Origin of the sequence: Aeromonas sp. s9 (assembly GCF_040907765.1) — a bacterium.
In the GTDB taxonomy this organism is placed as follows: domain Bacteria; phylum Pseudomonadota; class Gammaproteobacteria; order Enterobacterales; family Aeromonadaceae; genus Aeromonas; species Aeromonas caviae.
Genome location: NZ_JBFOCK010000012.1, coordinates 70,056 through 95,907 on the forward strand (window position 1 = coordinate 70,056; position 25,852 = coordinate 95,907).

Consider the following 25,852-nt stretch of genomic DNA (forward strand, 5'->3'; position numbering starts at 1 on the left):
TGCCTTATCAACAGAAGTCGCGGATCCTAATAAAAGATCCAATAAAAGATCGATCTAAAGATCCTTAAGATCTATTTAACCGATCCCTGATCCATACTGATCCTGAAGTAGACGTTCCCCTCCGGATGCTAAACAGATAGAATGATCCGCCCTTCAGACCAGGCAAACAAAGATCTTCAGGCGTGCAGATCAAGGTGATCCCCAATGCAATACCATGAACAATTTGATGTGATCGTCGTCGGTGGCGGTCATGCAGGAACCGAAGCAGCAACAGCGGCAGCCCGCATGGGTCTCAATACCCTGTTGCTCACCCACAACATAGATACGCTGGGGCATATGTCCTGCAATCCGGCGATCGGCGGGATCGGCAAGGGACACCTGGTCAAGGAAGTCGACGCCCTTGGCGGGATCATGGCGCAGGCCATCGATCTCGGCGGGATCCAGTTCCGCACGCTCAACTCTTCCAAGGGCCCTGCAGTGCGGGCTACCCGTGCCCAGGCGGATCGCCTGCTGTACAAGGCTGTGGTGCGTCAGACCCTGGAGAACTACCCGAACCTGAAGATCTTCCAGCAGGCCTGCGACGATCTGGTCATGGACGGGGATCGCGTCGCCGGGGTCGTTACCCAGAGCGGGATCCGCATCAGCGGCAAGACGGTCGTACTGACCGTTGGCACCTTCCTCAATGGTCTGATCCACATCGGCATGGAGAACTACAAAGGGGGTCGCGCCGGGGATCCTCCCTCTATTGCCCTCGCTCAGCGCCTGCGTGAAATGCCGCTGCGCATCGATCGCCTCAAGACGGGCACGCCACCACGCATCGATGCACGCACCGTCGATTTTTCCGTGATGCAGCAGCAACATGGTGACGATCCTCGCCCGGTCTTCTCCTTCATCGGTAACGCCAGCCAGCATCCGCGCCAGATGCCTTGCTACGTGACCCATACCAATGAGCAGACCCACGAGGTGATCCGCAACAACCTGGATCGCAGCCCCATGTACGCCGGGGTGATCGAGGGGATAGGCCCGCGCTACTGCCCGTCGATCGAGGACAAGATCACCCGCTTTGCCGACAAGACGGCGCACCAGATCTTTGTGGAACCGGAAGGCCTGACCACCCACGAGCTCTACCCGAACGGGATCTCCACCAGCCTGCCGTTCGACGTGCAGGTGCAGATCGTCCGGTCGATCCGTGGCTTCGAGAATGCCCATATCACCCGCCCTGGCTACGCCATCGAGTACGATTTCTTCGATCCGCGGGATCTCAAGGCCAACATGGAGAGCAAGTGCATCGAGAACCTCTTCTTCGCCGGCCAGATCAACGGCACCACCGGCTATGAAGAGGCCGCTGCCCAGGGCTTGATGGCTGGTCTGAACGCGGGCTTGCGCGCCCAGGGCAAGGAAGCCTGGCACCCACGCCGGGATCAGGCCTACATGGGCGTGATGATGGACGATCTCTCCACACTGGGGACCCGCGAACCCTATCGCATGTTCACCAGCCGTGCCGAATATCGCCTGCTGCTGCGGGAAGACAACGCGGATCTGCGCCTGACCGCCATCGGCCGCGAGCTGGGTCTGGTGGATGATCATCGCTGGAACCTGTTCAATGCCAAGGTGGAACAGGTGGAGCAGGAACGTCAGCGCATGCGCTCGACCTGGATCCACCCGCAGCATCCGTCTCTGGAGGCCGTCAACGCCCTGGTCAACACTCCCCTGACCCGGGAGCAGAGCCTGGAAGAGCTGCTGCGTCGCCCCGAGGTGACCTACGATGCCCTGATGGCCATCGAGGGTGTAGGGCCTGCATTGACCGATGCGGCTGCCGCGGATCAGGTGGAGATCCAGATCAAGTACGCCGGTTACATCGAGCGTCAGCACGACGAGGTGGAGAAACAGCTGCGCAACGAAAACACCCTGCTGCCGCTGGACATGAACTACCGCGACGTGAACGGTCTCTCCAACGAGGTGATCGCCAAGCTCAACGATGCCAAGCCAGAGACCATTGGTCAGGCGTCCCGCATCTCCGGCATCACCCCTGCCGCCATCTCCATCTTGCTGGTGCACCTGAAGAAACACGGCCTGCTGCGTAAAACCGCCTGAGGAATTCCCCGTTGGACAACATGCTGCAAAGATTGAACGGCCTGCTCATGCAGGCCGGAATTGTTATCACCGAAACCCAGAAGACCCAGTTGGTGCAGTTGGTCGAGTTGCTGCACAAGTGGAACAAGGCTTACAATCTCACCTCGGTGCGAGATCCTGACGCCATGCTGGTCAAGCATATCCTCGACAGCCTGGTGGTGAGTCCTCACCTGCACGGTGAACGCTTCATCGATGTGGGAACGGGTCCGGGTCTGCCCGGACTGCCGCTGGCCATCATCAATCCGGACAAACAGTTCGTGCTGCTTGACAGCCTGGGCAAGCGGATCAACTTCATCCGCCAGGTGATCCTGGAGCTGGGGTTGACCAATGTGACCCCCGTCAAATCCCGGGTGGAGGAGTATCAACCCGAGACCGGATTTGATGGTGTACTGAGCCGGGCTTTCGCCTCCCTGGAGGACATGCTGAGCTGGTGTCATCATCTGCCGTCACCCGAGGGCAGCTTCCTGGCGCTCAAGGGACAATACCCCGAGCAGGAGCTGGCACAGTTGCCTGACAGCATTCGTCTGGTTGCCACCCACAAGCTGGTGGTGCCGGAACTGGAAGGCGAACGCCATCTGCTGGAGTTTAAAGCCATCCAGCCCGAATAGGGCCGCCGCATTCATTTAGGGGACAGTGTGGGAAAAGTCATTGCCATAGCCAACCAGAAGGGTGGAGTGGGTAAAACCACCACCTGTGTGAATCTGGCCGCCTCCATGGCCGCTACCCGGCGCAAGGTGCTGGTGATCGATCTGGATCCGCAGGGCAATGCCACCATGGGCAGTGGCGTCGACAAGTACGATGTCGAGCGCACCGCCTATGAACTGCTGATCGAAGATGCCCCCATCGGCGAGGTGATCATCCCCGAAACCTCGGGAGGCTATCACCTGATCGCCGCCAATGCCGACGTGACCGCGGCAGAAATCCGCCTGATGGAGTTTTTTGCCCGCGAGATCCGCCTGCGCAACGCCCTGGCCTCGGTCAGGGACAAGTACGACTACGTCTTCATCGACTGCCCGCCTTCTCTCAACATGCTGACGGTGAACGCCATGGCCGCCGCCGACTCCGTGCTGGTGCCCATGCAGTGCGAATACTATGCGCTGGAAGGGCTGACCGCCCTGGTGGACACCATCAGCAAGCTGGCAGCCGTGGTCAATCCGGAGCTCAAGATCGAAGGGGTGCTGCGCACCATGTTCGATCATCGCAACCGGCTGGCCAATGATGTGTCCGATCAGCTGAAACAGCATTTCGGGGACAAGGTCTATCGCACCATCATTCCCCGCAACGTAAGACTGGCGGAGGCGCCGAGCTTTGGCGCGCCAGCCATGCACTATGACAAATCATCGGTGGGGGCCAAGGCCTATCTGGCCCTGGCTGGCGAGATCCTGCGCCGCCAGGAGCAGGAGTCCCAGCCGCTCACCGCAGATCGAGAGAGCATATGACGCCGAAGAAACGTGGGCTGGGCAAGGGGCTGGACGCCCTGCTCAGCACCAGCACGGCCGCCCGCCAGAAACAGGTGATGAGCGACCAGCGCACCGAACAGGCCATGGCCCCGACCAATCAGGGGGAATTGCGCAAGCTGCCGGTGGAGTGGCTGCAGTCCGGCAAATACCAACCGCGCAAGGATATGTCCCAGGATGCGCTGGAGGAGCTGGCCAACTCCATCCGTGCACAAGGGGTGATCCAGCCCATCGTGGTTCGCTCCATCGGTGAAAACCGTTTCGAAATCATTGCTGGTGAACGCCGCTGGCGCGCCTCCCAGCTGGCCCGTCTCGAAGTGGTGCCCTGCCTGGTCAAGGATGTCGCCGACGAGGCGGCCGTCGCCATCGCACTCATCGAGAACATCCAGCGTGAAGATCTCAACGCCATCGAGGAGGCCGTCGCCCTTCAGCGCCTGCTGACGGAGTTCGAACTGACTCACCAGCAGGTTGCCGAGGCGGTAGGCAAGTCCCGCACCACGGTAACCAACCTGCTGCGTCTCAACCAGCTCAACGAGGACGTGAAGCGCTTCGTGGAACACGGCGACCTCGACATGGGGCATGCCCGTGCCCTGCTGGCCCTGAGCGGCCAGGCCCAGTCAGAGCTGGCCAAACTGGTGGCCCAGAAGGGGCTGACAGTGCGAGATACCGAGAAGCTGGTGCAAAAAGCACTGGAACCGGCAAAAACCAGGGTTGAACCCGTCCGCGATCCGCAGTTTGGTTATCTCGAGCGCCAGATTTCTGAAAAAATTGGCAATCAGGTGCAACTTCAGCCGGGTAAGAAAGATAGCGGCAAGTTAGTAATAAGTTACGATAACTTGGCAGATTTGGACCGGGTATTGGGCTATTTTGGCCTGTCAGAATCGTGATTTTTACGCTTTTTGTAGTAATAAAACATCCATTACTTTCGATATGAACATAACCTTAATTTCGCGCGGAAAGCCGCAAAAATTAAGGATTTTTGCCATGTTGCAATAGCCGTCTTCACGGGTATAATTTGACCGGCTTTTCGAGCTGTGAACCTGGGGTCTTCGGATCCCGATTTTTTACAGTTCTGTAATGTTCAGGGGTAGGTTGGTGAAGCAGAAAATAGCCTTGGAAGGTTTGACGCTGGCCTTGGCTATGCTCGTTTGTCAGCTGGTCCTGATCCTGGCGATCGCCACCGTCTGGTTTTATCAGGCGGGAGAGTTCGCCGGACAATCCTCTCTCTACGGAGGGGGGATGTACTGGGTTCCTCAAGCCCTGTTCACGCTCTGGGTTCTGCGCCGCAAGGTGACGAAAGAGAGCGTAGGCCTGGTTTTGCGGGACTTTTATGGTGGGGCAGGGATTAAGCTCATTACTACAACAGGACTTTTCGCCCTGCTGTTTGGCGCCGGGATTGAGGTCGACACCGCCTCGTTCTTCGCCACTTATATCCTCGCCCTCGTTGTACAGTGGATAGTTTCATTCACGCTTAACAACCACTATTAGGAAAACTCATGTCTGCAACCGGAGAAGTCCTGACTCCTCAGGGATATATCTCCCACCACCTGACCCACCTGCAGGTAGGGTCCGGGTTCTGGACGGTGAATATCGATTCCATGATATTTTCCGTCGTGCTAGGCGCCCTGTTTATCTGGTTGTTCCGCAAGGTTGCCGTCAAGGCCACCAGCGGTGTGCCCGGTAAGCTGCAGTGCTTTGTGGAGATGCTGGTCGAGTTTGTGAATGGTAACGTCAAGGACATCTTTCATGGTCGCAACAAGGTCATCGCACCTTTGGCCCTGACGGTGTTCGTGTGGATCTTCCTGATGAACTTCATGGACCTGATCCCCGTTGACTTTATCCCTCACGCTGCACAGTTGATGGGTGTTCCCTATCTGCGTGTGGTTCCCTCTGCTGACGTTAACATCACCATGTCCATGGCTTTGGGCGTGTTCTTCTTGATCCTGTACTACAGCATCAAGGTCAAGGGTATCAGCGGGTTCGTGAAGGAGCTGACGCTTCAGCCTTTCAACCACCCTGCTGCCATCCCGGTTAACTTCATCCTTGAAACCGTCACGTTGATTTCCAAGCCTGTTTCATTGGGTCTGCGACTGTTCGGCAACATGTATGCTGGCGAACTGATCTTCATCCTGATTGCGGGTTTGTTACCCTGGTGGTCACAGTGGATCCTGTCCGTGCCTTGGGCAATCTTCCACATCCTGATCATCACTTTGCAGGCGTTTATCTTCATGGTTCTGACCATCGTCTATCTGTCGATGGCGCAGGAAGACCATGGTTGATGCAACTCAAATAATCCTTTTTATACAATCAATTACATCTAAATAAATGGAGATCCTCATGGAAAACTTGAACATGGACCTGCTGTACATCGCTGCTGCAATGATGATGGGTCTGGCGGCTATCGGCGCCTCCATCGGTATCGGTATCCTGGGTGGCAAGTTCCTGGAAGGTGCAGCTCGTCAACCTGACCTGATCCCTGTTCTGCGTACCCAGTTCTTCATCGTGATGGGTCTGGTGGATGCGATCCCGATGATCGCCGTTGGTCTGGGTCTGTATGTGATGTTTGCGGTTGCCTAAGTCATTACGACTCACGCAGAACCCATTAACTAACTAAAGAGGACATCGGCTGTGAATATCAACGCCACCCTCCTCGGCCAAGCAGTTGCTTTTTTCATCTTCGTAGTGTTTTGCATGAAGTACGTATGGCCGCCGCTGATGGCTGCCATCGAAGCCCGTCAGAAAGAAATCGCTGACGGCCTCTCTTCTGCAGAGCGTGCCAAGAAAGATCTGGAGCTGGCCAAGGCCAACGCCACCGATCAGCTGAAAGAAGCCAAGCTTCAGGCTGCTGAAATCATCGATCAGGCCAACAAACGCAAGGCCCAGATCATTGATGAGGCCGCTGTCGGAGCCCAAGCTGAGCGGGAGAAAATCCTGGCTCAGGGCCGTGCAGAGATCGAAGCTGAACGTCATCGTGCCAAAGAAGAACTGCGCAAGCAGGTTGCTGCTCTTGCCATCGCGGGTGCAGAGAAGATCCTGGCACGCCAAATCGACCAGGCTGCCAACAGCGACATCGTCGACAAACTGGTAGCAGAACTGTAACGGGAACGGGGCTATGTCTGAACTGACTACAATCGCTCGCCCCTACGCCAAGGCTGCTTTCGAGTTTGCCGTTGAGCACAAGGCGGTTGACCAATGGCTGGAGATGCTCGATTTCGCCGCTCAGGTGGCAGAAAACGAGACCATGCACAGCCTGGTAAACGGCTCCGTTGCTGCCGAAGAACTGGCAAAGCTGTTTGTCGGTGTCTGCGGTGAGCAGCTCAACGAGCACGGTCAGAACCTGATCCGGGTGATGGCCGAGAATGGTCGCTTGGGTGTGCTGCCGGCGGTCGTTGCCGAATTCGTCGCGCTCAAGGCTGAACTGGACAAAGAAGTTCAGGCTGACGTGATTTCGGCGATCGAACTGACCGACCAGCAGAAAGCCAATATTCAGGCTTCTCTGGAACAACGTCTCGCGCGCAAAGTGAAGCTGAATTGCAGCACAGATGCGTCCTTGATGGCCGGGGTGCTCATCAAGGCCGGTGATCTCGTTATCGACGGCACGGTCCGCGGTAAGCTGGATCGCATGGCCGATGCGCTGCAATCTTGATTGGGGTATTAGAGCATGCAACTGAATTCCACTGAAATCGCCGAGCTGATCAAGCAGCGCATTGCGCAGTTTGATGTCAAAAGCGAAGCGCGTAACGAAGGTACCATCGTTTCTGTAAGCGACGGTATCATTCGTATCCACGGTCTGGCCGATGCCATGCAGGGTGAGATGATCGAGCTGCCGGGCAACCGCTTCGCTCTGGCATTGAACCTGGAGCGTGACTCCGTTGGTGCCGTAGTAATGGGTCCCTATGCCGATCTGGCCGAAGGGATGAAGGTAAAGGGTACCGGCCGCATTCTGGAAGTGCCGGTCGGTCGTGGTCTGTTGGGCCGGGTGGTCAACACCCTGGGTCAGCCGATCGACGGTAAGGGTCCGGTAGACAACGACGGCTTCTCGCCGATCGAAGTGATCGCCCCGGGCGTTATCGAGCGTAAGTCTGTTGACCAGCCAGTCCAGACCGGTCTGAAAGCCATCGATGCCATGATCCCTATCGGTCGTGGCCAGCGTGAGCTGATCATCGGTGACCGCCAGGTTGGTAAGACCGCCATCGCCATCGACACCATCATCAACCAGAAAGATTCCGGCATTAAGTGCGTCTACGTTGCGATCGGCCAGAAGGCCTCCACCATCGCCAACGTGGTGCGCAAGCTGGAAGAGCACGGCGCCCTGGCCAACACCATCGTGGTCGTGGCTTCTGCCTCCGAAGCGGCTGCTCTGCAGTACCTGGCTCCCTACGCCGGTTGCTCCATGGGCGAGTACTTCCGTGACCGCGGCGAAGACGCACTGATCATCTATGATGACCTGTCCAAGCAGGCCGTTGCCTATCGCCAGATCTCCCTGCTGCTGCGCCGTCCGCCTGGACGTGAAGCTTACCCGGGTGACGTCTTCTATCTGCACTCCCGTCTGCTGGAGCGTGCTGCTCGCGTCAACGCCGAGTACGTAGAGAAGTTCACCAACGGTGCCGTGAAAGGCCAGACCGGTTCCCTGACCGCCCTGCCGATCATCGAAACCCAGGCCGGTGACGTCTCCGCGTTCGTTCCGACCAACGTGATCTCCATCACCGACGGCCAGATCTTCCTGACCTCCCAGCTGTTCAACTCCGGTATTCGTCCGGCGGTTGACCCGGGTATCTCCGTATCCCGTGTGGGCGGTGCTGCTCAGACCAAGATCGTCAAGAAGCTGTCCGGTGGTATCCGTACCGCGCTGGCCCAGTACCGTGAACTGGCGGCATTTGCCCAGTTCTCTTCCGACCTGGACGATGCCACTCGCAAGCAGCTGGATCACGGTCAGAAAGTCACCGAGCTGATGAAGCAGAAGCAGTACTCTCCGATGAGCGTGGCCCAGCAGTCCCTGGTGCTGTTCGCCGCCGAGAAGGGTTATCTCGCCGATGTCGAACTTAGCAAGATCGTCGACTTCGAAGCCGCTCTGCTCTCTTACGCCAATACCCAGCATGCCGAGCTGATGGCTGAAATCAATGCCAAGGCCGACTACAACGACGCGATCGTTGGCAAGCTGACTGCGTTGCTGGATGACTTCAAGGCAACCCAGACCTGGTAAGCGTGTGTGGCAGCGCAAGCTGCCACCTGATGGAGAGAAGAGATGGCCGGCGCAAAAGAGATACGTAACAAGATCGGGAGTGTGAAGAACACTCAGAAGATCACCAGCGCTATGGAAATGGTGGCAGCGAGCAAGATGCGCCGTGCGCAGGAACGCATGTCTGCCAGCCGTCCGTACGCTGAAACCATGCGCAAGGTGATCGGCCATATCGCTCAGGGGAACTTGGAATACAAGCACCCCTACCTCATCGAACGTGAGGTGAAGCGAGTGGGTTACATCGTCGTCTCCACCGACCGTGGCCTGTGTGGTGGTCTGAACATCAACCTGTTCAAGGCTGCCCTCAATGATATGAAGCAATGGAGCGCGAAAGGTGCCAAGGTTGACCTGGCATTGATCGGTAACAAGGCCTCCAACTTCTTTGAACGGCACGGCGCCAAGGTGAAAGCCCACGTCTCCGGACTGGGTGACAACCCGAGCGTCAATGACCTGATCGGTTCAGTGAAGGTCATGCTGAAGGCTTACGACAACGGTGAGATTGACAGGCTGTATCTGGTGTACAACAAGTTCGTCAACACCATGGTTCAGCAACCAAAAGTCGATCAACTGCTGCCTTTGCCCGTAACAGAAGACAGCAAGCTCGTCAAGAAGCACCACTGGGACTACCTCTATGAGCCGGATCCCAAGCAACTGCTGGATACCCTGCTGATTCGCTACGTCGAATCCCAGGTCTACCAGGGTGTGGTAGAAAACTTGGCAAGTGAACAGGCAGCCCGAATGGTTGCCATGCAAGCCGCGACTGACAACGCCGGCAACCTGATTAACGATCTGCAACTGGTATACAACAAGGCCCGTCAGGCCAGTATTACCCAGGAGCTCACAGAGATCGTTTCCGGTGCTGCTGCGGTGTAAGGCAAGGGTTATCAAAGGTTTAGAGGATTTGACATGAGTAACGGTTTCATCGTCCAAATCATCGGCGCTGTGGTGGACATCGAGTTCCCGCAGAATGCCGTGCCCCAGGTGTACGATGCACTGAAGGTTGTCAGCGAAGGCCAAGGCCAGGGTCTGGTACTGGAAGTTCAGCAACAGATCGGCGGCGGCGTCGTGCGTTGCATCACCATGGGTTCCTCCGACGGTCTGCGTCGTGGGTTGGAAGTAGTTAACAGCGGCAAGGCCATCCAGGTACCGGTCGGTACCTCGACCCTGGGCCGTATCATGAACGTACTGGGCGACCCCATCGACGAGAAGGGTCCGATCGGCGAAGAAGAGCGTTGGTCCATCCACCGCGAAGCCCCCAGCTACGAAGATCAGTCCAACAGCACCGAGCTGCTGGAGACCGGCATCAAGGTTATCGACCTGGTATGTCCGTTCGCCAAGGGTGGTAAGGTTGGTCTGTTCGGCGGCGCCGGCGTAGGCAAGACCGTCAACATGATGGAGCTGATCCGTAACATCGCGATCGAGCACAGCGGTTACTCCGTGTTCGCCGGTGTAGGTGAGCGTACCCGTGAGGGTAACGACTTCTACCACGAGATGATGGAGTCCAACGTACTGGACAAAGTATCTCTGGTTTACGGTCAGATGAACGAGCCGCCCGGAAACCGTCTGCGCGTGGCGCTGACCGGCCTGACCATGGCCGAGAAGTTCCGTGACGAAGGTCGTGACGTGCTGTTCTTCGTGGACAACATCTACCGTTACACCCTGGCCGGTACCGAAGTATCCGCACTGCTGGGCCGTATGCCCTCCGCAGTAGGTTACCAGCCGACCCTGGCCGAGGAGATGGGTGTTCTGCAAGAGCGCATCACCTCCACCAAGACTGGTTCCATCACCTCCGTACAGGCCGTTTACGTGCCTGCGGATGACTTGACCGACCCGTCTCCGGCGACCACCTTCGCCCACCTGGATGCGACCGTCGTACTGTCCCGTCAGATCGCGGCACTGGGTATCTACCCGGCCGTTGACCCGCTGGACTCCACCTCCCGTCAGCTGGATCCGCTGGTGGTTGGCAAGGAGCACTACGAGACCGCTCGTGGCGTTCAGACCGTACTGCAGCGCTACAAGGAGCTGAAGGACATCATCGCCATCCTGGGTATGGATGAACTGTCAGAAGAAGACAAACTGACCGTAGCCCGTGCCCGTAAGATCGAGCGTTTCCTGTCCCAGCCGTTCTTCGTGGCCGAAGTATTTACCGGTTCTCCGGGCAAATACGTGCCGCTGAAGGAAACCATCCGTGGCTTCCAGGGCATCCTGAAGGGCGAGTATGACGATCTGCCGGAGCAGGCGTTCTACATGGTTGGCGGCATCGACGAAGTCGTCGAGAAGTCCAAGAAACTGTAAGCCTCGATAGGAGGGCCCATGGCTGAGATGATCTCCTTTCACCTGGATGTGGTGAGCGCCGAAGGAAAACTGTTTTCCGGTCGCGTGCAATCCGCCCAGGTATCAGGCTCCGAAGGTGAGCTGGGTCTCCGCCACGGTCATGCTCCGTTGCTGACTGCCATCAAGCCGGGCCTGGTCCGCTTGATCAAGCAAAATGGTAGCGAAGAGGTGCTGTACATCTCCGGCGGCATGCTGGAAGTACAACCCGAAGCCGTGACCGTGCTGGCCGATACCGCCATTCGCGCAGACGATCTGGATGAGGCGAAAGCCCAGGAAGCCAAGCGTCGTGCCGAAGAGCGGATCAACAGCTCCCATGGTGATATCGACTATGCTCAGGCGTCTGCCGAGCTGGCCAAAGCGATGGCCCAGCTGCGGGTTATCGATATCGTCAAAAAGAATTACCGCTAATCACGGTGATGCAAAAAGCGACCTTCGGGTCGCTTTTTTTTTGCCCGTTGGATAGACTCCGCCCAGTATTTCCACCTGTTTCAAAGGCTAGCTATGTCTCTCAATGTCGTGATCCTGGCTGCGGGTAAAGGTACTCGTATGCGTTCTGTTCTCCCCAAGGTGCTGCACCCCGTGGCCAACAAGCCCATGGTCTCCCATGTGATCGATACCGCTCGCCAGATTGGTGCCGAACAGTTGCACCTGGTCTATGGCCACGGTGCCGAGCTGCTCAAGGAGCGGATCGTCGCGGAAGATGTGAACTGGGTACTGCAGGCCCAGCAGCTGGGAACCGGCCACGCGGTGGCCCAGGCCATCCCGTTCTGGAACGACGAAGACGACGTGCTGGTGCTCTACGGCGATACCCCGCTGATCCAGCCGGAGACCCTGCAACGGCTGCTGGCCGCCAAGGCAAGCGATGGCATGGCCCTGCTAACCGTGGTGCTGGACAACCCGACCGGCTATGGCCGCATCGTGCGCGACAATGGCCAGGTGGTCGGCATTGTCGAGCAGAAGGATGCCAACGCCGAGCAGCTCGCCATCCGCGAGGTGAACACCGGCGTGTTGGTGGCCAACGGTGGTCAGCTGCGCAGCTGGCTCTCCCGCCTGGACAACAAGAATGCCCAGGGCGAGTTCTATCTGACTGACGTGATTGCCATGGCCCATGCCGACAACTGCCCCATCGCCGCCGTCCACCCGGACAGCGCCATGGAAGTGGAAGGAGCCAACAACCGGGTGCAGCTGGCCCAGCTCGAGCGCAGCTACCAGCAGATGCAGGCCGAGCGGCTGATGATCGCTGGCGCCACCCTGATCGACCCCGCCCGTTTCGATCTGCGGGGCACCCTGGAGATCGGGGAAGAGGTGGTGATCGATGTCAACGTCATCATCGAAGGCAAGGTGGTGCTCGGCAACCATGTGCGCATCGGGGCCGGCAGCGTGCTGAAGGATTGCGTGATTGGCGACCACACCGAGGTGAAACCCTACTCCGTCATCGAAGGGGCACAGATCGCGGATCAGTGCTCGGTTGGTCCCTTCACCCGGCTGCGCCCGGGCGCCGTGCTGGAGCAGGATGCCCACGTCGGCAACTTCGTTGAGATGAAGAAGGCCCGGCTGGGGGTGGGCTCCAAGTGCGGTCACCTCACCTATCTGGGGGATGCGGAGATCGGTGCCAAGGTGAATATCGGTGCCGGCACCATCACCTGCAACTACGACGGGGTGAACAAGTTCCAGACCATCATCGAGGACGACGTCTTTGTCGGCTCCGATACCCAGCTGGTGGCGCCGGTGCGCATCGGCAAGGGGGCGACCCTGGGGGCGGGTTCGACCATCACCAAGGACGTGGCGGAGAACGAGCTGGTGATCACCCGGGTGCCCCAGCGTCACATTCCGAACTGGCCCCGTCCGGTCAAGAAGAAGTGATGCCCGATCAATGAAATGCAAACCGGCGCCTGATGGCGCCGGTTTTTTGCTTATGGCTGATGGCTGGTGTTACTGGTCGATGGCTGGGGGGCCGCCCATGCGGTGGCGGAGGGACTGCTCTCCATCACCTGATACCAGTCGAGCTTGCGAGTCAGCCCCATGACCAGCGCCAGGGTGGCGAACAGCAGCAGGGCGCCGAGCAACAGGGCTGTCTCCTCGGCCTGCAGCAGCCCGAACAGAATGGCGTAGACCAGCCCCAGCAGGGCGGCGAATCCCATGCCCTGTTTCGGGCCGCCCAGCACATGGCTCAGGTAGAAGCCGTTGAGGGCCACACTGGCCAGGGCGGCAATGAGATAGGCCCAGGTAAAGCCGAGATGCTCGGTCAGCGCCAGCAGCACCAGATAGAAGATGGCCAGCCCCATGCCCACCAGCGCGTACTGGATGGGGTGTACCCGCAGCCCCTTGAGCAGCTCGAACATGAAGAAGTTGATGAAGGTGAGGCCGATGAACAGCAGGGCATATTTGGCGGCCCGCTCGTTCAGCTGATAGTGATCCACCGGTTGCACCAGGCTGACGCTGAATGACGGCAGTTTGGTGCCCGCTCCCTTCATCATGCGGTTGAAGCGGCTCTCCATGTCGGTGGCGAACCAGCTGGTCTGCCAGCTTGCCTCGAACCCTTGATCCGCAAGGGTGCGTTCACCGGGCAGAAAGTCGCCGAGAAAATTGGGATGGGGCCAGTTGCCGCTCAGGTGAAACCGGCTGTCCTGTCCGAGCGGCACCACTTCCAGCGCGTTCATGCCCTGCAGATCCAGCTCGATGTGAAAGCGGCCATCTTCGTCTGGCAAGGCGTCGAGCGGGGCATGGATCCCCACTCGCCCGTCCCCCAGCTGGGCACCAGGGGCAAACGGGATGCGTTTCTCCCCCCATTGCAGTTTGGGTACGCGGCTGATGCCCCGGGCATCGGAGAGGATCAGGCTGAGATAGGGTTTGCCCGGTACCAGGGCGGGATCCGCCGGGTCGAAGCTCAGGTTCGGGTTGCCGGCCACCAGCCCCTTGTCAGCCAGGCTGGTGGGCATCAGGCCGGAGAGGGAGAGGCGACTGTGATAAATCTGGGCCTGATAGATGCCGAGCTTGCGCGGGGTCACCTCCATGCTGGCCCGCACGTCCAGCCTCTGGGGCAGCAGGTAGCGATAGACCTGCTCCTTGCGCACGAAATGTTTGCCATCCTGCTCGACGGTGACGGCCCGGGTATAGGGCTGCACCAGTACGGGCCCCATCAGGCGCTGGGGCCCGCTGTGGCTGGCCATGATGCTGTGAATGGCCTGACTGCGATAGGCCTGGCGCTCCCGATTCAGCTCCATGATGGCGTGAACCGGGATCATCATCAGCAGGCAGAGCAACAGCAGCAGGGCGATCTTGTGGGTGAAAATCTGTTTGACCATGACACGTCTCCTTGTTGTTGAACGGGAGTGTGCCGGGGTCGCGTGAAGGGAGGATGGGGCAGTGTGAAGCGGTGGTGAAGGGGGATAAAAAAACCGGCGCCAGGCGCCGGTGTTGCTGGCATCAGAGTGTCTTCAACCGGGCCGGCAGGGCGGCGAACACCTCCTCCCTGGCCCTGAGGGAAGCGAACTGCTTGCCCGGCGTCTGGATAACGGTGTGGACGAAGATGAGCGTCTTGTCCTGTTTGCTGGCCCAGCCGACGAACCAGCCGATCTGCTGCTCCCTGTCCAGGCTGCCATCCAGCAGCTTGGGGTAACCCATGCCGGTCTTGCCGTGGATCTGCCAACCGTCGATGTCGGGCTGACGCATCAGGTTGGCGGTATGGCGCAGGGTCTTGGCGGAGACCGGCAGCTTGCCGCTCACCATCTTGCCAAGGAAGCGGGCTTGCTCCTGGGGGCTGATGGCGAGGCTGGTGCTGAGCCAGGCCTGGGTCAGACCGTCGTGCTTGCCCGGGTTGCCTTCGAGATCCCGGTTGCCGTAGTCGAAGCTGTCCACGTAGTGCTGGAAGCGAGCTTCTCCCAGCCACTCGGTGAGGCGCTGCGAGTACCAGATGACCGAGAATTGCATCCAGCTGCTCGGGGTGGTGGTCTGTTTCCACTCCGGCAGGAAATCAGGATCACCGGCCTTGAACGGCAGGGCCGGCAGTTGTTCATCCACCAGGAAGCCGCTGTCATAGCCCATCAGTGCCAGCGGGATCTTGAAGGTGGAGGCCGGGGTCAACTGGGCGGCACAGTCCCCCTGGGTGCTGACGGGTTTGCCGGTTCCATCGGCAAACAGCATGCAGCCAGAAGCGGCGCTGGCAGGCAGTGCACAGAAGAGGCCGGCGGCAAGCAGACCGGACAACAGCATACGGGGCATATCTATCTCCTTGATTAATACGAATGCGCATCGACGGGGAAGGTCGTCATCGAGGAGGTGCAGCTTAGCCCGGCTCTGTGTGCTTGGTGTGAAGTGTCCTCAGTTGCCGGGCAGCCAGAGTGTGGCCAGCACCCCCCCGTCCGGCTGATTGGCAAGGGCAAGATGGCCGCCGTGCTGGCGTGCCACCTCCATGGCAAAACTGAGCCCGAGGCCGCTGCTCTTGCCCTTGTCTGGCCTTGGCAGGGAGTAGAAACGCTCGAAAATCCTGGGCAGCGCAAAGTCGGGAATGCCTGGCCCCTGATCCCGCACCCGGAAGCAATAACCCCCCTCCTCCATGGCGCCGCTCAGCACCAGGGTACTGCCGGCGGGGGCGAAATCGAGGGCGTTGTCCAGCAGGTTGCCAAGGGCCTGCTCCACCAGCAGGGGATCCCACTTCTGCTTCTGACCTTCCCCCAGCTCGGCGTGCAGGGCGATCTGGCGGCGCTGGGCCTGGATCTGGCGGGCATCGAGCACCCGTCTGCCCAGCCGGGCCGGCTCAACGGATTGTCTGTCCAGCCCCTGCCCTGATTCGAGGCGGGCGAAGGCGCTGGCCAGCCGGCCATTCGCCATCTTTCCTTCCTGCATGTCGTCCAGGGCCAGGGGGGCCAGCATCTGCGCCATGTCTACCAGGGTATCTTCGGTGGCGCTGCGTACCCCGGGCTTGATCTCCTCGACGAAGATCTCCAGCACGAACCAGGCGGCCAGGGCGAAGATCAGCACCAGGCCGCACAGCAGTTGCAATCCGATTCTCATCTCATCCCCCTGCCGATGCCCGGCCACCCCGAGTTCATGCCAGCTCCAGACTGTAGCCCAGCCCGCGGTGGGTCAGGATCAGGTTGGCGTCAGGGTCCCGCTCCCGCAGCTTGGCCCGCAGAGTCTTGATGTGGGTGTCGACGGTGCGATCCAGACTCTCTTCCGCATCCTGCCACACCAGATCCATCAGCTGCTGGCGGGAGTAGACCCGACCCGGCGCCAGCATCAGGGTCTTGAGCAGCAGGTACTCATAGCGGGTGAGCGTCAGGGGCTGGCCCAGGAAGCAGATCCGTGCCCGCTCCTCGTCTAGGGCGAGTGGCTGTATCGGCTGGTAGGGGGCGGGCTGGCTGCGGCGCAGGATGACCCGCACCCGGGCGCATACCTCACGGGGCGAGAAGGGTTTGGCCACATAGTCGTCTGCTCCTATCTCCAGCCCGATCAGCCTGTCTATCTCCTCGCTGCGGGCGGTGAGAAACATCAGGGGAATATCGGTCAGTGCCCGCACCCGCTTGCACAGTTCGAAACCGCTGATGTCCGGTAGCCCCACATCCAGGATCAAAAAATCCGGTCGCGTCTGTTCCAGTCGCGCCAGCAACGGCTGACCGAGGGGAAACCACTCCACCTCGAAACCATCGGTCTGCAGGGCATAGATCAGGGTATCGGCAATGCTGGCTTCATCTTCCACCAGCCAGATGAGTCGTTTTTGCATGGCGTCCTCGTCGCAAATCGGCTCCTCATTCTGGCATCGAACCAAATCGGATCCTATTTGCCGTTTGATTTTTCCCGAAAAGGCATTAATATTTCGCCATTATTTCGAATCGAAATTTAAAGATGACCAAACGCAACACACAGCAGCGCCGTCACACCATAGTGAGTCTGGTGCAGGAGCAGGGGGAAGTCAGCGTCGATGCCCTGGCCAAACACTTCGCCACCTCCGAAGTGACCATCCGCAAAGATCTGGCGGTGCTGGAGACCGGTGGCCTGTTGCTGCGTCGCTACGGCGGTGCCGTTCCCCTCCCCAGCGAGATGGTGGTGGACAGCAACCCGGAACAAGTTTCGAATCGAAAGCTGGCCATTGCCCGCGCCGCCGCCGAGCGGATCCGCGATCACAACCGCGTCATCATCGACAGCGGCAGCACCACCAGCGCCATGATCCCCATGCTGGGCAACAAGCGCGGCCTCATCGTCATGACCAACTCCCTCAATGTGGCTGGTGCCCTGCGCGAGCTGGAAAACGAGCCCACCCTGCTGATGACTGGCGGGACCTGGGATCCCCATTCCGAATCTTTCCAGGGGCAGGTGGCGGAGCAGGTGCTGCGCTCCTATGACTTCGACCAGCTCTTCATCGGTGCCGATGGCATCGACCCGGAGCGGGGCACCACCACCTTCAACGAGCTGGTGGGCCTCTCCCGGGTCATGGCCGAAGTGTCGCGGGAGGTCATCGTCATGGTGGAGTCGGAGAAGATCGGCCGCAAGATCCCCAATCTCGAGCTGCCCTGGTCCGGCATCCATACCCTGGTGACCGACGAGGGGCTGAGCAATGCGGCCAGAGAACAGATTCAGGCCAGGGGGATCACGCTGATTTGCGCCCCCGTGGCCGTGTGATTTGAACAAACCATTATCCAACCGAATTAACGTCTTACGTTTCAAGGAGAAGTCTATGTGTGGCATCGTCGGGGCCGTCGCCCAACGTGATGTGGCTGAAATCCTGGTAGAGGGCCTGCGCCGTCTGGAATACCGTGGCTACGATTCGGCTGGTGTCGCCGTGTTCAGCGCCGACCAGCCGCTGCAGCGGGTGCGTCGCCTCGGCAAGGTAGCCGAGCTGGCCAAGGCACTGGAGGAGCAGTCCGTCCACGGTGGTACCGGCATTGCCCACACCCGCTGGGCTACCCATGGCGAGCCGTCCGAGCGCAATGCTCACCCCCACGTCTCCGAGCATATCGTGGTGGTGCACAACGGCATCATCGAGAACCACGAAGAGCTGCGGGAAGAGCTCAAGGCGCTGGGCTATGTGTTCAGCTCCGACACCGACACCGAGGTGATTGCCCACCTGGTGCACCACGAGCTGAAATCCGCCCCCAGCCTGCTGGCGGCCATGCAGGTCACGGTGAAGCAACTGCGCGGCGCCTACGGCACAGTCGTGATGGACAGCCGTGACGACAGCCGCGTGGTGGTGGCCCGTTCCGGCTCCCCCCTGGTGATCGGCCGCGGCATCGGCGAGAACTTCATCGCCTCCGACCAGATGGCCCTGCTGCCGGTGACCCGCCGCTTCATCTTCCTCGAAGAGGGCGATGTGGCCGAAGTGACCCGTCGCGACGTGCACATCTTCGATACCCACGGCGAGGCCGTGGTGCGTGAAGAGCAGGAGTCCGAACTCTCCCACGACGCCGGTGACAAGGGCGAGTATCGCCACTACATGCTCAAAGAGATCCACGAGCAACCCAAGGCCATCACCAACACCCTGGAAGGGCGTCTGGGTGGTGATCACGTGGTGGTCGAGTCGTTCGGCAATGGTGCGCGCGCCATCTTCGACAAGGTCGATCACGTGCAGATCGTCGCTTGTGGCACCTCCTATCACTCCGGCATGGTGGCTCGCTACTGGTTCGAAGAGATCGCCGGCGTCTCCTGCGACGTGGAGATCGCCTCCGAGTTCCGCTATCGCAAGTCGGTGGTGCGCCCCAACAGCCTGCTGGTGACCCTCTCCCAGAGCGGCGAGACCGCCGATACCCTGGCGGCCCTGCGTCTGGCCAAGGAGTCCGGCTACATGAGCTCGCTGGCCATCTGCAACGTGCCGGGCTCCTCCCTGGTGCGTGAATCGGATCTGGCCTTTATGACCCGAGCCGGTGCCGAAATCGGCGTGGCCTCCACCAAAGCGTTCACCACCCAGCTGGCCGGTCTGCTGATGCTGGTGGCCTCCATCGGTCGTTGCCGTGGCCACCTGAGCACCGCCGCCGAAGCTGAGCTGGTCAAGGCGCTGCAGGCCCTGCCGCTGCGCATCAAGGAGAGCCTGGCGCTGGCCAAGGATATCGAGGCCCTGGCCGAAGAGTTTGCCGACAAGCACCACAGCCTGTTCCTGGGTCGCGGCAGCCAGTACCCCATCGCCATGGAAGGGGCACTCAAGCTCAAAGAGATCTCCTACATCCACGCCGAGGCCTATGCCGCCGGTGAGTTGAAGCACGGTCCGCTGGCGCTGATCGATGCCGAGATGCCCATCATAGTGGTGGCGCCGAACAACGATCTGCTGGAGAAGCTCAAGTCCAACGTGGAAGAGGTGCGTGCCCGTGGCGGTATCCTCTACGTCTTCGCCGATGCCGATACCGGCTTCAAGAGCGACGAGACCATGCGGGTGATGAGCCTGAACCACGTGGAAGAGGTGATCGCGCCGATCGTCTATACTGTGCCGCTGCAGCTGCTCTCCTACCATGTTGCCCTCATCAAGGGTACCGACGTGGATCAGCCGCGCAACCTGGCAAAATCCGTGACGGTGGAATAAGCCGTCGCCGGAAATGAAAAAAGAGCCGCATTGCGGCTCTTTTTGTTTTGGCAAAACAGGCTATGACAGCCGCAGGTTGGTGATGGTGACGTCGTCCAGGGAAGGCACAATGATGCCGCTGGAGATGCTCTTGGCAATCGCCTGGTTGCGGTTGCGCGAGTCCGTCTTGTTGGTGACCTGATTGAGGTGGAAGTTCACGGTTCGCTCGCTGATGCCGAGGATGGTGGCGATCTCCCAGGAGGTCTTGCCCTCGCTGGCCCAGAACAGGCACTCCTTCTCCCGATCCGACAGCTCGGCCAGGTATTTCATCAGGTCTGGCCTGGCCTTGATGAGGGTCAGGGCCGAGTTGAAGATGTAGCTGGCACAGAATGACAGCAGGGGAACGTTTTCAAACATCAGATCGGAATTGGACTTCTCCTTGCTGATGAAAGAGAGGATGCCGTGTTCCCCCTGCGGCGTGTGCAGCGGGAAGGAGACGCCGTTCCTCACCCCGAAGTCGGCGGCGAGGTTCATTACTTCCCTGCTGGCGCTGGGCAACCAGGGGGCATCACAATCGAGCTTGTTCCAGAAGATGGGCTGGGTCTGCTTCAGTCCCAGGAAGACGACCGGATCCTGGGTCAGGTAGTGCCGTTCCGAATAGGCATCAAACCAGCTGGTGGGGCAGTTGTTGAACAAGGCCACATGGGATTTCTGCATACTGATGGGGAAAATAATCAGCAAACGGAAGTAATCAAACCCCATCTGATGACTGAAGCGCTCCAGTTGTTGCTGGATCTCGCTGGTCTTCTTCGCCTTGGTGAACCGATCTATGTGTTCCCAGATCGCATCGTTAAACATGTAAGTCTCCTTTTTCGATCACTTATCTTGCTGATCGAAAAGACATTTTTTAGTTATTTAAAATGGTGTTGCGACTACCAACGCCAGTTATTCCCGTACTTGTCTAAAAAGTATCCTGTTTTTTCGGCCAGAGGCCAAGAAAATCATCTGATTGCCAGTGACCCTACTCTTTGAGACAATGAGAATAGTTATCATTGTTAAGATTTATATCATGAACAAGTTTTGGGGTCTGACCTTGTTACCCATGGCCGTTCATTGCGTCGTGTCCGCCGACGAAGTGGTTGCGCCAGCATTGAAGAACAGTATCGCCGACGGGAAAGCCTCCCAGCTGCGTGTGGAGAAAGCCGCCGATGGAGCCGTCGCCGCCAGGATTGAGCTGCAAAATGCCCAACTGCAACTGCGGGATCTGGAAGCCTACAACCGCTACATGCAGTCTCTGGTGGCCGATCAGCAAAACGAGCTGGGCAAGCTGAGCCAGCAGTTGGAAGCGGTACAGGAGACCAGGCAGGGGCTTGTCCCCCTGATGCTGCAGATGCAAGCCGATCTGGAACAGCTGGTACAGGATGACATCCCGCTGCGCAGGGAGGATCGTCTGGCGCGGGTTGCTGCCTTGAAAGCGACGCTGGCCAGAGCCGATGTGAGCGAGGCGGAGAAGTTCCGCCAGCTATTGCAGGCCTATCAGATTGAAGCCGAATACGGCAGCAGGCTGGACCATTATTCCGCCGAGCTGGTGCTGGATGGCGCACCGCGCCGGGTCGATGTGCTGGCTCTGGGTCGGGTCTCCCTGCTGGCGATGACCGCCGATCGCTCCCAGGCGTGGCGTTGGTCTGCCGAGCACAAGCAGTGGCAAGCCCTCGACGGCCAGTGGCTCTCCCCCATCGCCGAGGCGTTGGAAATGGCTGCCGACAAGAAAGTTCCCCAGTTGTTGAATGTCCCCCTTTCCGTCAGCCGTGGTCAGGAGGCCCAGTCATGAGCGTCACCATGAAGTGGTTACCCCTTGCCCTCGCCCTCTCTCTGGGCACCACAGCCGCCGTGGCCGAGGAAGCCTGGCAGCAGCAGGAACAGGCCCGTGAGCAGAAGGCTCAGCAGGATCTGGCGTCTGTCTCCAGGGAGCTGAGCAGTGCCCGTGCCAAGCTGGCCGAGGCCCAGCGCCTGAGCAAGGAGCTGGCCAGCCAGTTCGCGGCCAATGAAAAGCAGCTGGTGGATCTCAATACCCAGTGGGAGCAGGCCTCCGGCGACATGAACGAGATCTTTGCGGTCACCCGTCAGGGCGCCAGCGATGCGGTCAAGTTGCTGAGCGAATCCGCCGTCGAGGGCCAGTATCCTGATCGTCTCGCCCCGCTGAAAACCATGGCACAGGATAAACAGGTGCCTGATCGCGCCGCCCTTGCCCTGCTGCCAGCCACCTTGCTGCAGGAGATCCGCGAATCGGGCCGGGTTGCCCAGTTCAACGGCAAGGTGCTCGATGCCCAGGGCGTTGCCAGCGAGCAGACGTTGACCCGGATCGGCAGCTTCGCCCTGCTGGGCGATGCGGGTTTCTTGCAACCGGAGGCCGAAGGCCTGAGTCCGGTGCTGGGCCTGCCAGGCAGCGTGCTTTCCGCTGTGGCCGCTTATCAGGGTCAGGAGGGAGAAGCGTTGCCGCTGGATCCCTCCCACGGTGTTCTGCTCGATATGCTGGCCCAGGCGCCCACCTTCTGGCAGCAAGTCCAGCAGGGCGGCCAGGTCGGCGCCATCATCGTGCTGCTGGCAGCCATCGGCCTGGGGATCGCTGGAGTACGGCTGTGGAGCCTCTCTCGCGAACTGGGTCGGGTTCGTCGCCAGCTCAAGAGCGGTGAATATCATGCCGACAACGCCCTCGGCCGGGTGCTGACGGTGGCTGACAAGCATCCAGAACTGAGCATGGAGACCCTCGAACTGCGTCTGGATGAGGCGATCCTGCAGGAGACCCCTCGCCTGGAGCGCGGCATCGGCATGGTTAAGGTGATCGCGGCCATCGCCCCCATGCTGGGTCTGCTCGGGACAGTGACCGGTATGATCGGCACCTTCCAGGCCATCACCCAGTTCGGTACCGGCGATCCCAAGATCATGGCGGGCGGCATCTCCATGGCCCTGGTCACCACGGTGCAGGGTCTGGTGGCGGCCATTCCGCTGATCCTGGCCAACAGCCTGTTGCAGTCCCGTTTCACCGAGCTTTCCAACGTGCTGGAACAGCAGGTGGCCGGGATCCTGGCCGAGCGGGCCGAAAGCAATGGTGACAGGGTGGAGCGGGTAGCATGATGCTCGACATCTGGCAGCAGTTGCAGAGCTTCATGGGCCGTGGCGGCCCGGTGCTCTGGGTCATTCTGGCCTTGCTGGTGCTGATGTGGATTCTGATGATCGAGCGGCTGCTCTACCTCAACCTGGGGTTTGCACCGTTGCAGCGTGAGCTGCTGGGCCGCTGGCAGGCGCGTCGCGAGCGTCACAGCTGGCACGCTCGCGCGATTCGCGGGCGCTGGCTGGCAGAAGTGGAGCTGGCGCTCAACCGTCATCTGATCTTCATCCGCACCCTGGTGGTGCTCTGCCCCATGCTGGGGTTGCTGGGTACAGTGACCGGCATGATAGGCGTATTCGATGCGCTGGCTGCGGCCAACCGCTTTAACCCGGAGAGCATGGCGGGCGGGATCTCCCGCGCCACCATCCCCACCATGGCAGGCATGGTGGTGGCCCTCTCCGGCGTGTTGTTACTTAGCCGGCTCGAGAGTCAGGCCAAGCGTGCGCTGGCCAAGACCCGGGACGGCCTGCGAGAAGAGAAGGTAATGCAATGAGACGGCAATCCAAACGCCAGCGCGATGAAGTGCAGATCGACATGACCCCCATGCTGGATATCGTCTTCATCATGCTGATCTTCTTCATCGTGACCACCTCCTTCGTGCGCGAAGCCGGGCTTGAGGTACACAGACCCCAGGCCAGCCAGGCCAAGGCGCAGAAATCGTCCAGCATCATGCTGGCGATCGGCGCTCAGGGGCAGATCTTCCTCGACCGCAAACAGGTGGATGTGGAGCGGGTACAGGCCACCCTCGCCCGACTGTTGGCGGAGCAGCCCGAGGCAAGCCTGGTGATCCAGGCCGATGAACGGGTACCCCACGGCAAGGTGGTGCGGGTGATGGATGAAGCCAAGGCGGCAGGCATCGCCAACATCGCCGTGGCGGTGGCACCGAAATGAAACACAAGTTGATGAGCCTGGGACTGGGGATCGCCCTCAGTCTGGGCATCCTGTTGTTCATGGCCACCCTGGTGGAGCCGCCCGGAGGGGAGAAGGCGACCACAGAGCAGAAATCCATCGTCATCAACATGCAGAACGAGGTGACCGAGGTACAGGTGCGTGAGCGGCCGGTACCCCAGGAGCCGGAACCCCTGCCGGAGCCGCCTGCCGCGCTGGCCTCGACACCGATGCCCATGCCGGCGGCGGCCCCGTTGCCTTCGGTACAACCGAGCCTGGATCTGGTCTCGACCCTGAGTGCGGTACAGGTCTTTGCCCCTGGCGTGGCGACCAGTCCCACTCCGGTCGCGAGCGGCAATTTCCATGGTCAGCAGCAGGGCGCTGGAATCGGTGCCGGTGACCTCTTGATGCCACTGCAACGGGTTGAGCCTGTTTATCCCTACCGGGCCCAGCAGGCCGGCATCGAGGGGTCCGTGACCTTGCGTTTCAGCGTCGATGCCGATGGGCGGGTACAGGATGTGGAGGTGGTCGAGGCCAAGCCGAAGCGTCAGTTCGAGCGAGCGGCCATTCAGGCGATCAACAAGTGGCGCTATCAGCCGAGGCCGGGCGCCACCGACAAGCTGGTGCAAGTCATCACGCTCAAATTCAAATTGGAGTCATAACCATGTTGCGGATCTGGATCTGTCTGCTGGCCCTGGTCAGCCAAGCCTGTCTGGCGATGGAGGTGAGCCCTCATTTCTCCCGCCAGCTGGAGCCCGTGATGAAGCTCTATCAATCCGGCCAGTGGCAACAGGCCCAGAGCAAGGCGGCTGTGCTCAAACCCGGTTCCGAGGCTGAGCACGCCTGGCTGGCGCAGTTACAGGCCTCTCTGGCCGCCAATCTGCAGCAGACCGCACAGGCGAGTCGCTACGTGGAGCAGGCTCTTGCCTATAAAGAGTGGCCAGAGCAGCAACGACTTCAGTTGTTGCGTCTGCGCGGGGATATCCAGGCCCAGCAATCCAAGTGGTCCGGCGCCATCGCCAGCTACAAGGCCGCATTGGCCATCAAGGCTGACGATACCTTGCGTCTGCGCTTGGCTGGCCTCTATTACCACAACAAGCAGTACGGCGAGGCAGCCAGCCAGAGTGAACAACTGTTGAAGAAAAGCTGGCAGAAGCAGGCAGCCATCATCCGCCTCTCCTCCCTCACTGCATTGCAGCGTTACGGCGTGGCTGCGGATCAGGCCGAAGAGTTGATCCGCCGCGAGCCGAAAGAGAGCAAGTGGTGGCAGCAGGCTGTGTCGCTCAATATCTCCGCCAAGCGTGGTGATCGAGCGCTTGCACTGCTGCAAACCGCCATCGACCGTCAACTGATGGATGATGCCGCCGCCCGCAACCAGCTGATCCGCCTGTATGCCTGGCAGGGACTGCCCTATCGCGGTGCGCGTCTGCTGGAGTCTGCCATGGCCAAGGGACAGATGAAGCAGAGCGCAGAGAATCGCCAATTGCTGGCCCAGTTGTGGGAAGGGGCACGTGAGTGGCCGAAGGCTGTGGACAGCTGGCAACTGCTTGCCCGGGAACATGCTCACCCCAAGGCCGCCATGCGTGCCGCCGAACTGCTGCTGCAACAGGGCAAGACGGATGCCGCCATGATCCAGCTCTCGGCCATCAAGTCAGTGAAGGGAGAGCAGGGCAACAGAGCCAAGGCCCTGCTGGTGCAGGCACACCTCAATAAAGAACAATATGCTCAGGCGCTGGTGTTGGCTCGCGAGCTGCAACAGCAGAACAACTGGCAAGACAGGGCGACCAGCTGGGTCAACTACATTCAGGCCCAGACTGACGGTATGAACAAAAAATCGGCATGAAACTGGGGTAAACTCTCATTTCATGGGGTTTAGCCTGCTTTTTCAGCAAACGAGCGCATTTTTACAAAAAGCCCTTGTCATCGCGGCGCGGCTCCCTATAATGCGCCCCTACCAGCACGGCGGACCACGCCGAACTGATGAGCTAGCTTCCTCGTGAAGCCAGCGCCGAAAGAAAAGCGAAAACAACCGCTTGACTTTCGAAGTGAGGGGCGTAAGATGCGCCTCCTCAACGCGATAAGCGTGACGCTCTTTAACAATTTGAATCAAGCAATCTGTGTGGGCACTCACAGCATCGAGCATCAAA

General features: G+C 59.8%; 27 protein-coding genes. 22 read left to right on the forward strand and 5 right to left on the reverse strand.

Going from position 1 to position 25,852, the window contains the following annotated elements; all coding sequences use genetic code 11:
• The first annotated feature begins 204 nt into the window (after positions 1–204).
• From mnmG to glmU, 14 genes are all read left to right on the forward strand, one after another.
• The gene (gene mnmG, locus AB5Y54_RS01515) at positions 205–2,094 is read left to right on the forward strand and encodes a tRNA uridine-5-carboxymethylaminomethyl(34) synthesis enzyme MnmG (RefSeq protein ID WP_203763676.1); all 1,890 of its coding nucleotides are present in this window, start codon (positions 205–207) and stop codon (positions 2,092–2,094) included.
• A 20-nt stretch (positions 2,095–2,114) separates the two neighbouring features.
• A complete protein-coding gene (gene rsmG / locus AB5Y54_RS01520; RefSeq protein WP_010672270.1) occupies positions 2,115–2,741 on the forward strand; it encodes a 16S rRNA (guanine(527)-N(7))-methyltransferase RsmG in 627 nt (208 codons plus the stop codon).
• Between the two features lie 27 nt (positions 2,742–2,768).
• Positions 2,769–3,572 (forward strand): ParA family protein, encoded by an 804-nt coding sequence (locus AB5Y54_RS01525; RefSeq protein ID WP_029313362.1) that lies wholly within the window; start codon positions 2,769–2,771, stop codon positions 3,570–3,572.
• A complete protein-coding gene (locus tag AB5Y54_RS01530) occupies positions 3,569–4,477 on the forward strand; it encodes a ParB/RepB/Spo0J family partition protein (protein WP_010672268.1) in 909 nt (302 codons plus the stop codon). The genes AB5Y54_RS01525 and AB5Y54_RS01530 overlap by 4 nt, the downstream gene beginning before the upstream one ends.
• 190 nt (positions 4,478–4,667) lie before the next feature.
• The gene (locus AB5Y54_RS01535; protein ID WP_010672267.1) at positions 4,668–5,078 is read left to right on the forward strand and encodes an ATP synthase subunit I; all 411 of its coding nucleotides are present in this window, start codon (positions 4,668–4,670) and stop codon (positions 5,076–5,078) included.
• A gap of 8 nt (positions 5,079–5,086) precedes the next feature.
• Complete coding sequence (atpB, locus tag AB5Y54_RS01540) at positions 5,087–5,869, forward strand: F0F1 ATP synthase subunit A (RefSeq protein WP_010672266.1); 783 nt, start codon at positions 5,087–5,089, stop codon at positions 5,867–5,869.
• Between the two features lie 58 nt (positions 5,870–5,927).
• On the forward strand, positions 5,928–6,167 hold the full coding sequence (gene atpE / locus AB5Y54_RS01545) for a F0F1 ATP synthase subunit C (RefSeq protein ID WP_010672265.1): 240 nt from the start codon (positions 5,928–5,930) through the stop codon (positions 6,165–6,167).
• A gap of 51 nt (positions 6,168–6,218) precedes the next feature.
• Positions 6,219–6,689 carry a F0F1 ATP synthase subunit B gene (atpF, locus tag AB5Y54_RS01550; protein WP_010672264.1) on the forward strand — a complete coding sequence of 157 codons (471 nt, stop codon included), beginning with the start codon at positions 6,219–6,221 and terminating at the stop codon, positions 6,687–6,689.
• A gap of 13 nt (positions 6,690–6,702) precedes the next feature.
• A complete protein-coding gene (atpH, locus tag AB5Y54_RS01555; protein ID WP_010672263.1) occupies positions 6,703–7,236 on the forward strand; it encodes a F0F1 ATP synthase subunit delta in 534 nt (177 codons plus the stop codon).
• 15 nt (positions 7,237–7,251) lie between these two features.
• A complete protein-coding gene (atpA, locus tag AB5Y54_RS01560) occupies positions 7,252–8,793 on the forward strand; it encodes a F0F1 ATP synthase subunit alpha (RefSeq protein WP_010672262.1) in 1,542 nt (513 codons plus the stop codon).
• A gap of 42 nt (positions 8,794–8,835) precedes the next feature.
• Positions 8,836–9,702: a F0F1 ATP synthase subunit gamma gene (gene atpG, locus AB5Y54_RS01565; RefSeq protein ID WP_368153136.1), complete on the forward strand. Its 867-nt coding sequence runs from the start codon at positions 8,836–8,838 to the stop codon at positions 9,700–9,702.
• A gap of 33 nt (positions 9,703–9,735) precedes the next feature.
• Entirely contained in the window at positions 9,736–11,124 is a 1,389-nt protein-coding gene (gene atpD / locus AB5Y54_RS01570; RefSeq protein WP_010672260.1) for a F0F1 ATP synthase subunit beta, read from the forward strand.
• 18 nt (positions 11,125–11,142) lie between these two features.
• The gene (locus tag AB5Y54_RS01575) at positions 11,143–11,571 is read left to right on the forward strand and encodes a F0F1 ATP synthase subunit epsilon (protein ID WP_010672259.1); all 429 of its coding nucleotides are present in this window, start codon (positions 11,143–11,145) and stop codon (positions 11,569–11,571) included.
• A gap of 93 nt (positions 11,572–11,664) precedes the next feature.
• Positions 11,665–13,026: a bifunctional UDP-N-acetylglucosamine diphosphorylase/glucosamine-1-phosphate N-acetyltransferase GlmU gene (gene glmU, locus AB5Y54_RS01580; RefSeq protein WP_368153137.1), complete on the forward strand. Its 1,362-nt coding sequence runs from the start codon at positions 11,665–11,667 to the stop codon at positions 13,024–13,026.
• A 50-nt stretch (positions 13,027–13,076) separates the two neighbouring features.
• Here glmU and creD read toward each other — a convergent pair whose 3' ends face one another.
• From creD to blrA, 4 genes are all read right to left on the reverse strand, one after another.
• Positions 13,077–14,468, reverse strand: coding sequence for a cell envelope integrity protein CreD (gene creD / locus AB5Y54_RS01585; protein ID WP_368153138.1), 1,392 nt, complete (start codon positions 14,466–14,468; stop codon positions 13,077–13,079).
• Between the two features lie 121 nt (positions 14,469–14,589).
• Positions 14,590–15,384, reverse strand: coding sequence for a class D beta-lactamase (gene blaOXA, locus AB5Y54_RS01590; RefSeq protein ID WP_368153139.1), 795 nt, complete (start codon positions 15,382–15,384; stop codon positions 14,590–14,592).
• Positions 15,385–15,483: 99 nt separating this feature from the next.
• Complete coding sequence (locus AB5Y54_RS01595) at positions 15,484–16,176, reverse strand: ATP-binding protein (RefSeq protein WP_368153140.1); 693 nt, start codon at positions 16,174–16,176, stop codon at positions 15,484–15,486.
• 34 nt (positions 16,177–16,210) lie between these two features.
• Positions 16,211–16,885, reverse strand: coding sequence for a beta-lactam response regulator transcription factor BlrA (gene blrA / locus AB5Y54_RS01600; RefSeq protein ID WP_041212060.1), 675 nt, complete (start codon positions 16,883–16,885; stop codon positions 16,211–16,213).
• A gap of 122 nt (positions 16,886–17,007) precedes the next feature.
• Here blrA and AB5Y54_RS01605 point away from each other — a divergent pair, with 122 nt between their 5' ends.
• Positions 17,008–17,781, forward strand: a complete 774-nt coding sequence (locus AB5Y54_RS01605; protein ID WP_010672253.1) for a DeoR/GlpR family DNA-binding transcription regulator — start codon at positions 17,008–17,010, stop codon at positions 17,779–17,781.
• A gap of 55 nt (positions 17,782–17,836) precedes the next feature.
• A complete protein-coding gene (gene glmS, locus AB5Y54_RS01610) occupies positions 17,837–19,669 on the forward strand; it encodes a glutamine--fructose-6-phosphate transaminase (isomerizing) (protein ID WP_201985609.1) in 1,833 nt (610 codons plus the stop codon).
• Between the two features lie 60 nt (positions 19,670–19,729).
• Here the strand turns inward: glmS and AB5Y54_RS01615 are convergent, their stop codons facing one another.
• The gene (locus tag AB5Y54_RS01615; RefSeq protein WP_010672236.1) at positions 19,730–20,506 is read right to left on the reverse strand and encodes a LuxR family transcriptional regulator; all 777 of its coding nucleotides are present in this window, start codon (positions 20,504–20,506) and stop codon (positions 19,730–19,732) included.
• 211 nt (positions 20,507–20,717) lie between these two features.
• Between AB5Y54_RS01615 and AB5Y54_RS01620 the strand changes: the two genes are divergently transcribed.
• The 6 genes from AB5Y54_RS01620 to AB5Y54_RS01645 are packed head-to-tail and all read left to right on the forward strand — an operon-like array spanning position 20,718 to position 25,548.
• The gene (locus tag AB5Y54_RS01620) at positions 20,718–21,479 is read left to right on the forward strand and encodes a DUF3450 domain-containing protein (RefSeq protein WP_053288923.1); all 762 of its coding nucleotides are present in this window, start codon (positions 20,718–20,720) and stop codon (positions 21,477–21,479) included.
• A complete protein-coding gene (locus AB5Y54_RS01625) occupies positions 21,476–22,783 on the forward strand; it encodes a MotA/TolQ/ExbB proton channel family protein (RefSeq protein WP_368153141.1) in 1,308 nt (435 codons plus the stop codon). Before AB5Y54_RS01620 ends, AB5Y54_RS01625 begins: the two co-directional genes overlap by 4 nt.
• On the forward strand, positions 22,780–23,310 hold the full coding sequence (locus tag AB5Y54_RS01630) for a MotA/TolQ/ExbB proton channel family protein (RefSeq protein WP_010672233.1): 531 nt from the start codon (positions 22,780–22,782) through the stop codon (positions 23,308–23,310). Before AB5Y54_RS01625 ends, AB5Y54_RS01630 begins: the two co-directional genes overlap by 4 nt.
• Positions 23,307–23,708, forward strand: coding sequence for a biopolymer transporter ExbD (locus AB5Y54_RS01635; protein ID WP_010672232.1), 402 nt, complete (start codon positions 23,307–23,309; stop codon positions 23,706–23,708). Before AB5Y54_RS01630 ends, AB5Y54_RS01635 begins: the two co-directional genes overlap by 4 nt.
• Positions 23,705–24,367, forward strand: coding sequence for an energy transducer TonB (locus tag AB5Y54_RS01640; protein ID WP_053288921.1), 663 nt, complete (start codon positions 23,705–23,707; stop codon positions 24,365–24,367). The genes AB5Y54_RS01635 and AB5Y54_RS01640 overlap by 4 nt, the downstream gene beginning before the upstream one ends.
• A 2-nt stretch (positions 24,368–24,369) precedes the next feature.
• Positions 24,370–25,548, forward strand: a complete 1,179-nt coding sequence (locus AB5Y54_RS01645; protein WP_053288920.1) for a hypothetical protein — start codon at positions 24,370–24,372, stop codon at positions 25,546–25,548.
• Positions 25,549–25,852: the final 304 nt, after the last annotated feature.

What these genes read in the sequence shown, in the direction of transcription:
- blaOXA (WP_368153139.1), bottom strand. Translation starts at nt 15,384, where the DNA reads ATGCCCCGTATGCTGTTGTCCGGTCTGCTTGCCGCCGGCCTCTTCTGT.
- AB5Y54_RS01625 (WP_368153141.1), top strand. Translation starts at nt 21,476, where the DNA reads ATGAGCGTCACCATGAAGTGGTTACCCCTTGCCCTCGCCCTCTCTCTG.
- AB5Y54_RS01575 (WP_010672259.1), top strand. Translation starts at nt 11,143, where the DNA reads ATGGCTGAGATGATCTCCTTTCACCTGGATGTGGTGAGCGCCGAAGGA.
- blrA (WP_041212060.1), bottom strand. Translation starts at nt 16,885, where the DNA reads ATGCAAAAACGACTCATCTGGCTGGTGGAAGATGAAGCCAGCATTGCC.
- AB5Y54_RS01645 (WP_053288920.1), top strand. Translation starts at nt 24,370, where the DNA reads ATGTTGCGGATCTGGATCTGTCTGCTGGCCCTGGTCAGCCAAGCCTGT.
- atpE (WP_010672265.1), top strand. Translation starts at nt 5,928, where the DNA reads ATGGAAAACTTGAACATGGACCTGCTGTACATCGCTGCTGCAATGATG.
- atpD (WP_010672260.1), top strand. Translation starts at nt 9,736, where the DNA reads ATGAGTAACGGTTTCATCGTCCAAATCATCGGCGCTGTGGTGGACATC.
- glmS (WP_201985609.1), top strand. Translation starts at nt 17,837, where the DNA reads ATGTGTGGCATCGTCGGGGCCGTCGCCCAACGTGATGTGGCTGAAATC.
- atpH (WP_010672263.1), top strand. Translation starts at nt 6,703, where the DNA reads ATGTCTGAACTGACTACAATCGCTCGCCCCTACGCCAAGGCTGCTTTC.
- AB5Y54_RS01615 (WP_010672236.1), bottom strand. Translation starts at nt 20,506, where the DNA reads ATGTTTAACGATGCGATCTGGGAACACATAGATCGGTTCACCAAGGCG.
- atpG (WP_368153136.1), top strand. Translation starts at nt 8,836, where the DNA reads ATGGCCGGCGCAAAAGAGATACGTAACAAGATCGGGAGTGTGAAGAAC.
- glmU (WP_368153137.1), top strand. Translation starts at nt 11,665, where the DNA reads ATGTCTCTCAATGTCGTGATCCTGGCTGCGGGTAAAGGTACTCGTATG.
- AB5Y54_RS01640 (WP_053288921.1), top strand. Translation starts at nt 23,705, where the DNA reads ATGAAACACAAGTTGATGAGCCTGGGACTGGGGATCGCCCTCAGTCTG.
- atpB (WP_010672266.1), top strand. Translation starts at nt 5,087, where the DNA reads ATGTCTGCAACCGGAGAAGTCCTGACTCCTCAGGGATATATCTCCCAC.
- AB5Y54_RS01535 (WP_010672267.1), top strand. Translation starts at nt 4,668, where the DNA reads ATGTTCAGGGGTAGGTTGGTGAAGCAGAAAATAGCCTTGGAAGGTTTG.
- AB5Y54_RS01630 (WP_010672233.1), top strand. Translation starts at nt 22,780, where the DNA reads ATGATGCTCGACATCTGGCAGCAGTTGCAGAGCTTCATGGGCCGTGGC.
- AB5Y54_RS01605 (WP_010672253.1), top strand. Translation starts at nt 17,008, where the DNA reads ATGACCAAACGCAACACACAGCAGCGCCGTCACACCATAGTGAGTCTG.
- AB5Y54_RS01595 (WP_368153140.1), bottom strand. Translation starts at nt 16,176, where the DNA reads ATGAGAATCGGATTGCAACTGCTGTGCGGCCTGGTGCTGATCTTCGCC.
- AB5Y54_RS01635 (WP_010672232.1), top strand. Translation starts at nt 23,307, where the DNA reads ATGAGACGGCAATCCAAACGCCAGCGCGATGAAGTGCAGATCGACATG.
- mnmG (WP_203763676.1), top strand. Translation starts at nt 205, where the DNA reads ATGCAATACCATGAACAATTTGATGTGATCGTCGTCGGTGGCGGTCAT.
- creD (WP_368153138.1), bottom strand. Translation starts at nt 14,468, where the DNA reads ATGGTCAAACAGATTTTCACCCACAAGATCGCCCTGCTGCTGTTGCTC.
- atpA (WP_010672262.1), top strand. Translation starts at nt 7,252, where the DNA reads ATGCAACTGAATTCCACTGAAATCGCCGAGCTGATCAAGCAGCGCATT.
- AB5Y54_RS01530 (WP_010672268.1), top strand. Translation starts at nt 3,569, where the DNA reads ATGACGCCGAAGAAACGTGGGCTGGGCAAGGGGCTGGACGCCCTGCTC.
- rsmG (WP_010672270.1), top strand. Translation starts at nt 2,115, where the DNA reads ATGCTGCAAAGATTGAACGGCCTGCTCATGCAGGCCGGAATTGTTATC.
- AB5Y54_RS01620 (WP_053288923.1), top strand. Translation starts at nt 20,718, where the DNA reads ATGAACAAGTTTTGGGGTCTGACCTTGTTACCCATGGCCGTTCATTGC.